This is a genomic window from Streptomyces sp. NPDC051987 (assembly GCF_040680735.1).
In the GTDB taxonomy this organism is placed as follows: domain Bacteria; phylum Actinomycetota; class Actinomycetes; order Streptomycetales; family Streptomycetaceae; genus Streptomyces.
The window spans coordinates 56,701-69,842 of record NZ_JBFAXI010000029.1; the positions used below are offsets into that span (position 1 = coordinate 56,701).

Genomic DNA, 13,142 nt, shown 5'->3' on the forward strand with positions numbered 1-13,142 from the left:
GCTGAATCGTGGAGAACCTGATTGCGCTGCTCATCGCGGCGCCCCTGCTCGGAGCGGCCGTCCTCCTGGTCGGCGGCCGCCGCCTGGACGCCGTGGGCCACTGGATCGGCACGCTCCTGTCGACGACGTCCTTCGTGTTCGGCGTCATCCTCTTCGCCGACCTGCTCGGCCGGAACGCCGACGACCGCACCCTGCTGCAGCACCTGTACACCTGGGTGCCCGTGGCCGGCTTCCAGGCGGACGTCACCTTCCGCCTCGACCAGCTGTCGATGACGTTCGTCCTCCTGATCACCGGCGTCGGCTCGCTCATCCACCTGTACTCGGTCGGGTACATGGAGCACGACGAGCGCCGCCGCTTCTTCGGCTACCTCAACCTGTTCCTCGCGGCGATGCTGCTGCTCGTCCTCGCCGACAACTACCTGCTGCTGTACGTCGGCTGGGAGGGCGTCGGCCTCGCCTCCTACCTGCTGATCGGCTTCTGGCAGCACAAGCCCAGCGCGGCGACGGCGGCCAAGAAGGCCTTCCTCGTCAACCGCGTCGGCGACATGGGCCTGTCCATCGCGATCATGCTGATGTTCACCACGTTCGGCACGTTCGCCTTCGGCCCGGTCCTCAGCCACGCCACGGACGCCTCCGAGGGCAGGCTCACCGCGATCGGTCTCATGCTGCTGCTCGCCGCCTGCGGCAAGTCCGCCCAGGTGCCGCTGCAGTCCTGGCTCGGGGACGCCATGGAAGGTCCCACCCCGGTCTCCGCCCTCATCCACGCGGCGACCATGGTGACCGCCGGCGTCTACCTGATCGTCCGCTCCGGAGCCGTCTTCAACGCGGCCCCCGACGCCCAGCTCGTCGTCACCGTCGTCGGCGCCGTCACCCTGCTCTTCGGTGCGATCGTCGGTTGCGCCAAAGACGACATCAAGAAGGCCCTCGCCGGCTCGACCATGTCGCAGATCGGCTACATGGTGCTCGCCGCCGGCCTCGGCCCGATCGGCTACGTCTTCGCGATCATGCACCTGGTGACGCACGGCTTCTTCAAGGCCGGTCTCTTCCTCGGCGCCGGTTCCGTCATGCACGGCATGAACGACGAGGTCGACATGCGCAAGTACGGCGGCCTGCGCACGTACATGCCCGTCACCTTCATCACCTTCGGCCTCGGCTACCTTGCCATCATCGGCTTCCCGTTCCTGTCCGGCTTCTACTCCAAGGACGCCATCATCGAGGCCGCCTTCGCCAAGGGCGGCACCCAGGGCTGGATCCTCGGGAGCGTGGCCCTGCTGGGCGCCGCCCTCACGGCCTTTTACATGACGCGCGTGATGCTGATGACGTTCTTCGGCGAGGAGCGCTGGCGGAACCAGCCCACCCGTTCCCCGCAGGCGCCGAGCGCCGAGCCCGCGGCGGAACGGCACGGCGAGCACGCCGAGCCGCACCCGCACGAGTCGCCCAAGATCATGACGATCCCCATGATCGTGCTGGCCGTCGGCTCGGTCTTCGCCGGCTTCTTCTTCCACTTCGGCGACCGCTTCCTGCACTGGCTGGAGCCGATCACCGGCCACAGCGAGGGCGACTCCCCGATCAGCGCGGGCGTCGTCACCGGCGCCACCATGGTCTGCCTGATCATCGGCGTCGGCATCGCCTACCTGCAGTACGGCCGCCGTCCCGTCCCGGCCGTCGCCCCGCGCGGTTCGCTGCTCACCCGCGCGGCCCGCCGCGACCTCCTCCAGGACGACTTCAACCACGTCGTCCTGGTCCGCGGCGGCGAACACCTCACCCGTTCCCTCGTCTATGTCGACCACACCCTGGTCGACGGCGTCGTCAACGGCACGGCGGCCGGCTTCGGCGGGCTCTCCGGCCGGCTGCGCAGACTGCAGAACGGCTACGCGCGCTCGTACGCGGTCTCGATGTTCGGCGGCGCTGCCCTCCTGGTCGCCGCGACCCTGCTGATGAGGGCGGTCTGATACCGATGTCCTTTCCTCTGCTGACAGCGACGGCGGTCCTCCCGGCCGTCGGGGCGGTCGCCACGGCCGCCGTACCGGCCGCCCGGCGCACCGCCGCCAAGTGGCTCGCGCTGCTGGTCTCGCTCGCCACGCTCGTCCTGGCGATCGTCGTCATGGTCCGCTTCGACCCCGGCGGCGCCCGCTACCAGCTCACCGAGTCCCACGCCTGGATCTCGGACTTCGGCGTCAGGTACGAGCTGGGCGTCGACGGCATCGCGGTCGCTCTGCTGGCCCTGACCGCCCTGCTGATCCCGTTCATCATCCTGGCCGGCTGGCACGACGCCGACCCGCTGGAGACCGGCAGCAAGCGGTGGCGGCCCACCCAGGGCTTCTTCGCCCTGATCCTGGCCGTCGAGGCGATGGTGATCATCTCCTTCGAGGCCACCGACGTCTTCCTGTTCTACATCTTCTTCGAAGCCATGCTCATCCCGATGTACTTCCTCATCGGCGGCTTCGGGGACCGCGCCCACGCGCAGGGCGAGGAAGCGGCGTCGACCCAACGCTCGTACGCCGCCGTGAAGTTCCTGCTCTACAACCTGGTGGGCGGCCTGATCATGCTGGCCGCGGTGATCGGCCTGTACACGGTCGCCGGGAACTTCTCGCTCGCCGAGATCGCGCAGGCCCGCGCGAACGGCTCCCTGCACATGGCCACCAGCACCGAACGCTGGCTGTTCCTCGGCTTCTTCTTCGCCTTCGCGGTCAAGGCGCCGCTGTGGCCGCTGCACACCTGGCTGCCCAACGCCATGCAGGAGTCCACCGCCCCCGTCGCCGTCCTCATCACCGCGGTCGTCGACAAGGTGGGCACGTTCGCGATGCTCCGCTTCTGCCTCCAGCTCTTCCCGGAGGCGTCGAAGTGGGCGACACCCACCATCCTCGTCCTCGCCCTGATCAGCATCATCTACGGCGCGCTGCTCGCCGTCGGGCAGCGTGACATCAAGCGCCTGGTCGCCTACGCGTCCATCTCCCACTTCGGGTTCATCATCCTGGGCATCTTCGCGATGACCAGCCAGGGCCAGTCCGGCGCCACCCTGTACATGGTCAACCACGGCATCTCCACCGCCGCCCTGATGCTGGTCGCCGGCTTCCTGATCTCCCGGCGCGGCTCCCGGCTCATCGCCGACTACGGCGGCGTGCAGAAGGTCGCCCCGGTCCTCGCCGGCACCTTCCTGATCGGCGGCCTGGCCACCCTGTCCCTGCCCGGCCTCGCCCCCTTCGTGAGCGAGTTCCTGGTCCTGGTGGGCACGTTCACGCGCTACCCGGCGATCGGGATCATCGCCACCTTCGGCATCGTGCTCGCCGCGCTCTACACCCTCGTCCTCTACCAGCGGACGATGACGGGCCCGGTGAAACCGGCGGTCTCCACCATGCCCGACCTGAAGGCACGCGAGCTCGTCGTGGTCGCCCCGCTGATCGTCCTGCTGATCTTCCTGGGCGTCTATCCGAAGCCCGTCACCGACATCGTCAACCCGGCGGTCAGGCAGACCATGTCGGACGTACACAAGACCGACCCCAAGCCAGCAGTGGAGGCGGCCAAGTGAGCGCAGCAGCCGTCCACAGCCTGTGGACAACCGCGGCCCAGCCGATCTCGAAGATCGACGCGCCGAAGATCGAATACGGGCAATTGTCGCCCACCCTGATCGTCATCGGCGCGGCGGTCGTCGGCGTGCTGGTCGAGGCGTTCGTCCCGCGCAGGTTCCGCTACTACGCGCAGGTGTTCGTCTCCGCCGTCGCCCTGTGCGCCGCCTTCGCGGCAGTCGTCGCCCTCGCCGCCGACGGTTACGGCACCACCAAGGCACGCGTCGCCGCCATGGGCGCCATCGCCGTCGACGGACCCTCCCTGTTCCTCCAGGGAACGATCCTGCTCGCCGGCCTCGTCGGCCTGTTCACCTTCGCCGAACGCCGCCTCGACCCCGCCGCCCACGGCAACCGGGTCGACTCCTTCGCCGCCCAGGCCGCCTCCGTGCCCGGCAGCGACAGCGAGCAGGCCGCGGTCAAGGCCGGTTTCACCACCACCGAGGTCTTCCCGCTCCTGCTCTTCGCCGTCGCCGGCATGCTCGTCTTCCCCTCGGCCAACGACCTGCTGACGCTCTTCGTGGCCCTGGAGGTCTTCTCCCTCCCGCTCTACCTGATGTGCGCCCTGGCCCGCCGCAAGCGCCTCATGTCCCAGGAAGCCGCCGTCAAGTACTTCCTGCTCGGCGCCTTCGCCTCCGCGTTCACCCTGTTCGGCATCGCCATGCTCTACGGCTACGCCGGATCGGTGTCGTACGGCACCATCGCGCAGGTCGTCGACGGCACCGTCACCAGCGTCGACCCGGCCCTCGCCAACACCATGGGCAACGACGCGCTGCTCCTGATCGGCGCCGCCATGGTCGTCATGGGGCTGCTCTTCAAGGTCGGCGCGGTCCCCTTCCACATGTGGACACCCGACGTCTACCAGGGCGCGCCCACCCCGGTCACCGGCTTCATGGCGGCCGCCACCAAGGTCGCCGCCTTCGGTGCGCTGCTGCGCCTGCTGTACGTGGTGCTGCCCGGCATGCGCTGGGACTGGCGGCCGGTCATGTGGGGCGTCGCCATCATCACCATGCTGGGCGGCGCGATCGTCGCGATCACCCAGACCGACATCAAGCGGCTCCTCGCGTACTCGTCGATCGCGCACGCCGGATTCATCCTCGCAGGTGTCATCGCGACGTCGAAGGACGGCGTGTCGTCGGTCCTCTTCTACCTGGCCGCGTACTCCTTCGTGACCATCGGCGCGTTCGCCGTGGTCACCCTGGTCCGCGACGCGGGCGGCGAGGCGACCCACCTGTCCAAGTGGGCGGGGCTCGGCCGCCGCTCGCCCCTGGTCGCGGCCGTCTTCGCCGTGTTCCTGCTGGCCTTCGCGGGCATCCCGCTGACCTCCGGTTTCGCCGGGAAGTTCGCGGTGTTCAAGGCGGCGGCCGAGGGCGGGGCGGTCCCCCTGGTCGTGATCGGTGTGATCTCGTCGGCGATCGCCGCGTTCTTCTACATCCGCGTGATCGTGCTGATGTTCTTCAGCGAGCCGAGCCCCGAGGGACCGACGGTCGCCGTGCCGTCACCGCTCACCATGGCGGCCATCGGCCTCGGCGTGGCCGTCACCCTGGTGCTCGGTGTCGCCCCGCAGTACTTCCTGAACCTCGCCAGCCAGGCGGGCGTCTTCGTGCGCTGAGACATCCCGCACGGTCCCGGGCCCCGGTTCCCGCACAGGAGGAGCCGGGGCCCACGCGCGCGTGCGGCCCGAGACCACACCGGCTGCCCGGCCCGAGACCACGGGGGCTGTGCCCGGCCGGGACCACGGAAGCCGGGCCTACGGGCACGTCACCGTCGGGTTCCACGGCGCGAACAGACCGCTCGGATTGTCCTTCCAGATCCAGGCCCGCAACGTGTACACCGGCTCCTTCACACCGGGCACCGCCGTCGGCCCCTGGAACGACTGCCCGAACAACGTCGGCGGGGTCCCGGCGCCGCCCGCCCGCACGATCCACTCCACCCCGGCCAGGGCACGCCGGCCGTCGGCATCGGTCTCGTAGAGGAGACCCGCGGGCTCGGCCGGGTCCAGACTGCCGAGGCCGGCGTCCTTGACGTAGTGGTAGCCCGCGCCTCCCTGGCCGCTCCGGTCGCAGGTGGCGGCCCGGGCGTACCCGTCCGTGACGGCGAACGGCTCGTACTGGTAGTCCGCGGTCGCCGTGTACGTCGGGGTCAGATCGGTCCACACGAGTGGGTCGGGATCGGGAACCGGAGTCGCGTCGGCGGGCACCGCAGCCAGAGCGAACGGCACGGCCAGCGCCAGAGCGGCGCCGGCTGCGCGGGACCTGAGAGACATCCTGATGCTCCTCGGGGCGGAAGAGGCACGCGAACGCGAGGCCTCCTTGCAGCGCGCGGGCCTCCCCGGTCCCGCCCGTGCAGCATGGCCCGCGCCGCTTCCGGGCCGCCACGCGAAGACCGCCAAAGGGCTGAGGACACCGCCGGACGGGGGACCCCCGCCCACACCCCGGTCCCCGGCGGCCGGCCTGTGGACAACTCAGGCGCTGTCGGTCCGGACCCCTATCGTGGAGGCAGTGGTCGAAGGACGACGTACGGGGGACACGACGATGGGCGGGACAGGCGGAACCGACGAGATGCCAGGGACGACCGCAGCGCCGGGGGCGCCACAGGCGCACGGACCGGCGGACAGCGAGGCACTGGCCACGCTGCACCGGGTCTTCGGGTACGACGCCTTCCGAGGCGAACAGGAAGCGATCATCGAGCATGTGGTGGCCGGTGGCGACGCCGTCGTCCTCATGCCGACCGGCGGTGGGAAATCGCTGTGTTACCAGATCCCCGCCCTGGTCAGACCCGGTACGGGCGTGGTGGTCTCCCCGCTCATCGCCCTCATGCAGGACCAGGTGGACGCCCTGCGCGCCCTCGGCGTCAACGCCGGGTTCATGAACTCCACCCAGGACTTCGACGAGCGGCGCGTGGTCGAGGCACAGTTCCTCGCGGGCGAACTCGACCTGCTCTACCTCGCCCCCGAGCGGCTCCGCCTCGACTCCACCCTCGACCTGCTCGGCCGCGGCAAGATCGCCGTCTTCGCCATCGACGAGGCGCACTGCGTCTCCCAGTGGGGCCACGACTTCCGCCCCGACTACCTCGCCCTCTCCCTCCTCGGCGAGCGCTGGCCCGACGTCCCGCGCATCGCGCTCACCGCCACCGCCACCCACGCCACCCACCAGGAGATCACCCAGCGGCTGCACATGCCGGCCGCCCGGCACTTCGTGGCCAGCTTCGACCGGCCCAACATCCAGTACCGGATCGTCCCCAAGGCCGACCCGAGGAAACAGCTCCTCACCTTCCTCCGCCAGGAACACGAGGGCGACGCGGGCATCGTCTACTGCCTCTCGCGCAAGTCCGTCGAGGCCACCGCCGAGTTCCTCACCCGCAACGGCGTCGACGCCGTCCCCTACCACGCCGGCCTCGACGCGAGCACCCGCGCCGCCCACCAGTCCCGGTTCCTGCGCGAGGACGGCCTGGTCGTCGTCGCCACCATCGCCTTCGGCATGGGCATCGACAAACCCGACGTCCGCTTCGTCGCCCACCTCGACCTGCCCAAATCCGTCGAGGGCTACTACCAGGAGACCGGCCGCGCGGGCCGCGACGGCCTGCCTTCCACCGCGTGGATGGCCTACGGCCTCAACGACGTCATACAGCAGCGCAAGCTCATCCAGTCCGGCGAGGGAGACGAGGCCTTCCGGCGCCGCGCCCAGGCCCACCTCGACTCCATGCTCGCCCTGTGCGAGACCGCCCAGTGCCGCCGCGGGCAACTCCTCAACTACTTCGGCCAGGAGCCCGCCCCGGCGGGCTGCGGCAACTGCGACACCTGCCTCACCCCGCCCGAGACCTGGGACGGCACCGTCGCCGCCCAGAAGGTCCTGTCCACGGTCGTACGGCTCCAGCGCGAACGCGGACAGAAGTTCGGCGCCCTGCAGATCGTCGACATCCTGCTCGGCAAGCGCACCGCAAAGGTCATCCAGTTCGACCACGACCAGCTCTCGGTCTTCGGCATCGGCACCGACCTCGACGAGGGTGAGTGGCGAGGCGTCGTCCGGCAGCTGCTCGCCCAGGGTCTGCTCGCGGTCGAGGGGGAGTACGGCACCCTCGTGCTCACCGAGGCCAGCGGGACGGTGCTGCGGCGCGAGCGGGAGGTCCCGCTGCGCAAGGAGCCGAGGAAACCGGCGGCCGCGCGCGCGTCCGGGTCCTCCGGGTCCTCCGGCAGGAGCAGGGCGAACGCGGTCGTGGCCGAGCTGCCCGAGGAACTCCTCCCCGCCTTCGAGGCGCTGCGCGCCTGGCGTGCCGAGCAGGCCCGCGAACAGGGCGTGCCCGCGTACGTGATCTTCCACGACGCCACCCTGCGGGAGATCGTCGGCCGGTGGCCCGAGTCCGTCGCCGAGCTCGCCACCGTCGGCGGCGTCGGCGAGAAGAAGCTCATGACGTACGGAGAGGGCGTGCTCGGGGTGCTGGCCGCCCTGAAGACGCCGGCCGCCCCGGCCCCCGCGGGGCCTGGGACCCCGGACGAGGAGCACTGGCCCGAGATGGACGCGGAGCCCGAGCCGGAGGACTGGGCGTAGGCGGCACAGGGCCCGCGGCGGCGGTGCGGGAGCCGGTCACAGCCCCCGCACCGCGTACAGTCCCGGTGCGAACGTGATCAGGAGCGGGAGCAGCGGGACCAGGGCGGCCACCGTCGTGGTGAGGGCCCGGTGGCGGCGCAGCAGCCGGGGCGGCGGTTCCAGCAGGCGGTCGACGCGTTCGCCCAGCAGCCGACGGCTCGACGCGCAGGACAGGACCCCGCGGTGCTGGTTCAGCTCGATCAGGGCCAGCGCGGTGGTGAGGTGGCCGCAGCGGCGGGAGGCCGTGTCGTCCGCGGCGAGTTCGACGAGCCGGTGGGTCTGGTCGCAGAAGTGGGAGAAGAGCGGCACGCGCGGGAAGCCCGTGGCCAGGGCGGCGGACAGATGGAGCAGCCAGTCGTGGTGGGCGCGGGCGTGGCCCCGCTCGTGGGTGAGCACGGCGTCGAGCTGGTGGTCGGTCAGGCGGTGCAACGCCCCGGTGGTCACGACCAGTTGCGGCGGATGGCCCGGCATCCACCACGCGTCCGGGTACTCGTCCTCCAGCACCAGCATCGGTCCGCGTGCCGCGGGCAGCCCGGCCGGCAGTTCGGGGGCCCGCTCGCGCAGGTGCGCGCGGGTCTGGTCGCGGCGGCGTCGGGCCTCGACCAGTTCGCGGGCGAGCATCGCCGTCGTCCAGGCTGCCCCGCACGCCAGCAGTACGGTGAGGGTGACCGCCCACAGGGGCGCGACGGAGAGGTCGTACGCGGCGGTGACCGCCGGTGGCGCAGGCGCGAACACCCGGTCCCGCACGGTGTGGAAGACGGCGGCCGCGCCCAGGGTCAGCGCGGCCACGCAGCACATCAGCACCGTGGCGACCAGGCACTGCCACACCCACAGCGCCACCACCGGTTCCCGCTCCGGCCACAGGGACCGCACCAGGGCCCGCGGCACGGGTACAGCGGCCGTCAGGGCGACGGCGGTCAGCAGGAGCAGGCAGACGGTCATGCCGGGGCTCCGTTTCCTGATCGGAGATGTGTGCGGCCCGTGCGGGGGGTGATACGCCGTCGCGTGGCATGGCGCGTGCGCCGGCGCGCTCGGTGGCGCGCCGACGCCTCGCAGGTGCGCGTGCGGGCGCATCGCATGGTGCGTGTCCTGTCAGTATGACGGTGCCGGGTGCCCCGGGTCAGGTGTCGACGACGATCCGGGCGCCCCGCCTCGCGGGCCCGGCGATGCGCGGGAGGGACCCCTCCCGCGGTCCCTCCCGCGAAGCCTCCCGCGCCCCATCCGGCGCCTCCTCACCCGCGGCTCCCGCCGCCCGCGCCCGTGTCAGGTCCGCGCCGTCCGGGCCGCCGTCCTCACCCCGCCACGATCCGCCCCGTGACCTCGCCGAGCCCCACCCGGCTGCCGCCCGGCCCCGGAGCCCATCCGGTCAGCGTCACCACGTCGCCGTCCTCCAGGTACGTCCGTTTGCCGTCCGGGAGTTCGAGCGGATCGCGTCCGTTCCAGGTCAGCTCCAGCAGCGACCCTCGCTGCCCGGGTTCCGCGCCGCTCACCGTGCCGGAGCCGTACAGGTCTCCGGTGCGCAGCGAGGCGCCGTTGACCGTCAGGTGGGCGAGTTGCTGGGCGGCGGTCCAGTACATGGTGGAGAACGGCGGCTCGGACACCGTGTGGCCGTTGATCGCGATCGAGATCCGCAGGTCGTAACCGGCGGGCTCCTCCGCGGTGTCGTCCAGGTAGGGCAGGAGCGGATGGGTGCGCCTCGGCGGGGCGGTCCGTGCCTCCTCCAGCGCGTCCAGCGGCGTGATCCACGCCGCGACCGAGGTGGCGAACGACTTGCCGAGGAACGGGCCCAGCGGGACGTACTCCCAGGCCTGGATGTCCCGCGCCGACCAGTCGTTGAGCAGGCACAGGCCGAACACGTGCTCCCTGAAGTCCCCCAGCGCCACGGGCCTGCCCTGCGCCGACGGCGCCCCGACGACGAAGCCGACCTCGGCCTCGATGTCCAGCCGCGCCGACGGTCCGAACACCGGTGCCGGATCCGAGGGCGCCTTCCGCTGTCCTGACGGTCGTACGACGTCCGTCCCGGACACCACGACCGTGCCCGCCCGCCCGTGGTAGCCGATCGGCAGGTGTTTCCAGTTGGGGGTGAGCGGCTCGGCGGCGTCCGGGCGGAAGATGCGGCCGGCGTTCCGGGCGTGGTTCTCGGAGGCGTAGAAGTCGACGTAGTCCGCGACCTCGAAGGGCAGGTGCAGGGTCACCTCGGACAGCGGGTGGAAGAGGGGGGTGAGCGTCTCGCGGTGCGCGGGCACGGTCACCCAGGCGGTCAGGGCGCGTCGCACGTCGGACCAGGCGGTACGGCCCGCGGCCAGCAGCGCGTTGAGGGTCGGGCGGGCGAGCAGGGAGGCGTACGGGGAGCCGAGCGCGAGGGCCGCGGCCCCGGCGTCGAGGACGTGGTCGCCGAGGCGGACGCCGACCCTCCGTTCCGTGCTCCCGGGGGTCGAGAACACGCCGTACGGAAGGTTGTGCGGGCCGAAGGGGTCACCCTCGGGGACCTCGAAGGGTGGCAAGGGGGGCATGGGGTGACTGCCTCGCTCTCATCCGTGCCGCGCGGAGGCCGGTCATGTGGCGACGTCGCTCTGGCCTCGCGGGGCGTTCCATGTGGTCGCGCCACACGTTACGGGTGAGTTGGTTGTAGGGGCAGTGTCTAAAGAGTTCGCAATGTCCCAATAGCCCTTGTCGGAGGGGGCAATTCCGGCTTAGCGTCCTTTGGGGACACGGACGGGGTGGGTCCGGTCCGAAGGGGGACACGTGGGGGGACCCGTGGCCAGGAACGCCGTCAGCGTGCCGTTCGAGGCGGACCGCGACGTACCGGGCCTGATCGTCAAGTTCGGCGACTATCCGCTGCACCACGGCGGGGTCGGCGCGATTCGCAGTCTGGGCCGCCTGGGCGTTCCCATGTACGCGATAACGGAGGACGCGTACACACCGGCGGCCTCGTCCCGCTATCTCAAGCGGGCGTTCGTGTGGCCGACGACAGGCGCCGAGGAACCGGATCATCTCGTCGAGGGACTGCTGCGCATCGGCCGCCGTATCGGCCGGCCGGCCGTGCTGATCCCCACCGACGAGGAGGCCGCCGTCCTGATCGCCGAGCACCAGGACGCACTCGGTGACCGCTTCCTCTTCCCGCGCGTGGACGCGGAACTGCCGCGCCGCCTGGCGAGCAAGCAGGGCCTGCACGAGCTGTGCGTGGAGCACGGCATCCCGAGCCCGGCGGCCGCCTTCCCGGACTCCTACGACGAGATCGTCGAGTTCGCGGAGAAGGCCCGCTTCCCGATCGTGGCCAAGAACCGCGAGGCGTTCGTCCGGCGAAAGCAGCCCGCCGTCAACGGGACGACGCGGATCGCCACCCGTGAGGGGCTGCTCACCCTGGCCCGTGACTGGGGCACTCATCCGGGTGTCATCCTCCAGGAGTACCTCCCGAGGGAGGAGGCCGAGGACTGGATCGTGCACGGCTACTTCGACGCCGACTCCCATCCGCGCGCCCTGTTCACCGGCGTCAAGGTCCGCTCCTGGCCGCCGCACGCCGGCATGACCGCGAACGCCTGCGTCGTCGACAACCCGGAACTCGCCGACCTCGCCGCGCGTTTCATCAAGCAGATCGGCTTCACCGGCATCATCGACCTCGACCTGCGCTTCGACCGGCGCGACGGGCAGTACAAGCTGCTCGACTTCAACCCGCGCATGGGCGCCCAGTTCCGGCTCTTCGAGAGCGAGTCGGGGGTGGACGTCGTCCGCGCCATGCACCTGGACCTGACCGGCCGCCGGGTTCCGGAGGGGGAACAGCGCGCCGGACACCAGTTCGTCGTGGAGAACATCGACCTGCCCGCCCTCCTCGCCTACCGCCGCAGCGGCTACACGACACCGCACGCACCGAAGCGGCCGAGCGGGACCGAGCTGGCCTGGCTGGCGGGTGACGACCCGATGCCGTTCGCCACGATGCTCGCCCGCTTCGTGCGTCCGGGCGCGAAGCACCTCTATCAGCTGTGGCGCACCAGCCGCCGCGGCTCCGGCACCTCCACGACGTAGCCACCGCGTCACCTGGAAGGGGAACCGTGCGACCACCGCGCCGGCGAGGTGACGCCCGCCACTGACCACGGCCCCATCACCCCGGTGACGGGCGCCAGTTGAGGCCGAAACGCACGGTGAGTCCCAGAGGCGTGCTGTCCGTATTCTCTGATCATGGTCGCACCCTCCCCGTACTCACTGATCGCCACCGACCTGGACGGCACGCTGCTGCGCGGCGACGACACCCTCTCGGAACGGTCTCTCGCCGCACTCGCGCGGGCCGGCCGGGCCGGTGCCCGCCACCTCGTGGTGACCGGCCGCCCCGCGCCGAGAGTGCGTCCGCTCCTCGACGACCTCGGCTGCACGGGACTCGCGGTCTGCGGCCAGGGCGCACAGGTGTACGACGCCGGCGCGGACCGGCTGCTGTGGTCGGTCACCCTGGACCGGGAGCTGGCGGAGACCGCGCTCGGCAAGATCGAGGCCGAGGTCGGTCAGGTGTACGCGGCGGTCGACCAGGACGGCGTCGACGGGCTCACGCTCATCGAGCCGGGCTATCTGATGCCGCACCCCACGCTGCCCGCGCTGCGGGTCTCCCGGCGCGAGGACCTGTGGTGCACGCCCATCAGCAAGGTGCTGCTGCGCCACCACACCCTGTCCGACGACGAACTGGCGGCCACCGCCCGCTCGGTGGTCGGGTCGCTGGCGACGGTCACCATGTCGGGGCCGGGCACCGTCGAACTCCAGCCGTGCGGGGTGACGAAGGCGACCGGGCTCGCGCTGGCCGCGGACCATCTCGGGCTGAGCTCCGGGCACGCCATCGCGTTCGGTGACATGCCCAACGACATTCCGATGTTCGAGTGGGCCGCCCACGGGGTGGCGATGGCCAACGCCCATCCGGAACTGAAAGCGCTGGCCGACGAGATCACCACGTCGAACGAGGACGACGGCATCGCCGTCGTCCTCGAAAGACTCTTCGACTGATCGGTGTGTC

General features: G+C 71.1%; 9 protein-coding genes. 6 read left to right on the forward strand and 3 right to left on the reverse strand.

Features of this window, described 5'->3' with window-relative positions; translation table 11 throughout:
- Window positions 1–8: 8 nt before the first annotated feature.
- From nuoL to nuoN, 3 genes are read left to right on the forward strand one after another with little or no spacing between them, the layout of a single operon-like run.
- The gene (gene nuoL / locus AB0M11_RS18050) at window positions 9–1,952 is read left to right on the forward strand and encodes an NADH-quinone oxidoreductase subunit L (RefSeq protein WP_365706444.1); all 1,944 of its coding nucleotides are present in this window, start codon (window positions 9–11) and stop codon (window positions 1,950–1,952) included.
- Between the two features lie 5 nt (window positions 1,953–1,957).
- On the forward strand, window positions 1,958–3,529 hold the full coding sequence (locus AB0M11_RS18055; protein WP_365706446.1) for an NADH-quinone oxidoreductase subunit M: 1,572 nt from the start codon (window positions 1,958–1,960) through the stop codon (window positions 3,527–3,529).
- Window positions 3,526–5,175, forward strand: coding sequence for an NADH-quinone oxidoreductase subunit NuoN (nuoN, locus tag AB0M11_RS18060; RefSeq protein WP_365706448.1), 1,650 nt, complete (start codon window positions 3,526–3,528; stop codon window positions 5,173–5,175). The genes AB0M11_RS18055 and nuoN overlap by 4 nt, the downstream gene beginning before the upstream one ends.
- A 138-nt stretch (window positions 5,176–5,313) precedes the next feature.
- Here nuoN and AB0M11_RS18065 read toward each other — a convergent pair whose 3' ends face one another.
- Window positions 5,314–5,829, reverse strand: a complete 516-nt coding sequence (locus AB0M11_RS18065; RefSeq protein WP_365706449.1) for a hypothetical protein — start codon at window positions 5,827–5,829, stop codon at window positions 5,314–5,316.
- Between the two features lie 295 nt (window positions 5,830–6,124).
- Here AB0M11_RS18065 and recQ point away from each other — a divergent pair, with 295 nt between their 5' ends.
- Window positions 6,125–8,110 carry a DNA helicase RecQ gene (gene recQ / locus AB0M11_RS18070; RefSeq protein ID WP_365706451.1) on the forward strand — a complete coding sequence of 662 codons (1,986 nt, stop codon included), beginning with the start codon at window positions 6,125–6,127 and terminating at the stop codon, window positions 8,108–8,110.
- A 36-nt stretch (window positions 8,111–8,146) separates the two neighbouring features.
- Here the strand turns inward: recQ and AB0M11_RS18075 are convergent, their stop codons facing one another.
- Window positions 8,147–9,091, reverse strand: coding sequence for a M56 family metallopeptidase (locus tag AB0M11_RS18075; RefSeq protein ID WP_365706453.1), 945 nt, complete (start codon window positions 9,089–9,091; stop codon window positions 8,147–8,149).
- Between the two features lie 350 nt (window positions 9,092–9,441).
- Window positions 9,442–10,653, reverse strand: coding sequence for a fumarylacetoacetase (gene fahA / locus AB0M11_RS18080; RefSeq protein ID WP_365706514.1), 1,212 nt, complete (start codon window positions 10,651–10,653; stop codon window positions 9,442–9,444).
- Between the two features lie 274 nt (window positions 10,654–10,927).
- On the opposite strand from fahA, the gene AB0M11_RS18085 reads away from it, so the two are divergent.
- Window positions 10,928–12,172: an ATP-grasp domain-containing protein gene (locus AB0M11_RS18085; protein WP_365706516.1), complete on the forward strand. Its 1,245-nt coding sequence runs from the start codon at window positions 10,928–10,930 to the stop codon at window positions 12,170–12,172.
- Window positions 12,173–12,325: 153 nt separating this feature from the next.
- Complete coding sequence (locus AB0M11_RS18090) at window positions 12,326–13,132, forward strand: HAD family hydrolase (RefSeq protein WP_365706455.1); 807 nt, start codon at window positions 12,326–12,328, stop codon at window positions 13,130–13,132.
- The last annotated feature ends 10 nt before the right edge of the window (window positions 13,133–13,142 follow it).

Excerpts from the sequence above, each read along its gene's own strand:
- AB0M11_RS18055 (WP_365706446.1), top strand. The coding sequence starts at position 1,958 with ATGTCCTTTCCTCTGCTGACAGCGACGGCGGTCCTCCCGGCCGTCGGG.
- AB0M11_RS18065 (WP_365706449.1), bottom strand. The coding sequence starts at position 5,829 with ATGTCTCTCAGGTCCCGCGCAGCCGGCGCCGCTCTGGCGCTGGCCGTG.
- recQ (WP_365706451.1), top strand. The coding sequence starts at position 6,125 with ATGCCAGGGACGACCGCAGCGCCGGGGGCGCCACAGGCGCACGGACCG.
- AB0M11_RS18075 (WP_365706453.1), bottom strand. The coding sequence starts at position 9,091 with ATGACCGTCTGCCTGCTCCTGCTGACCGCCGTCGCCCTGACGGCCGCT.
- AB0M11_RS18090 (WP_365706455.1), top strand. The coding sequence starts at position 12,326 with ATGGTCGCACCCTCCCCGTACTCACTGATCGCCACCGACCTGGACGGC.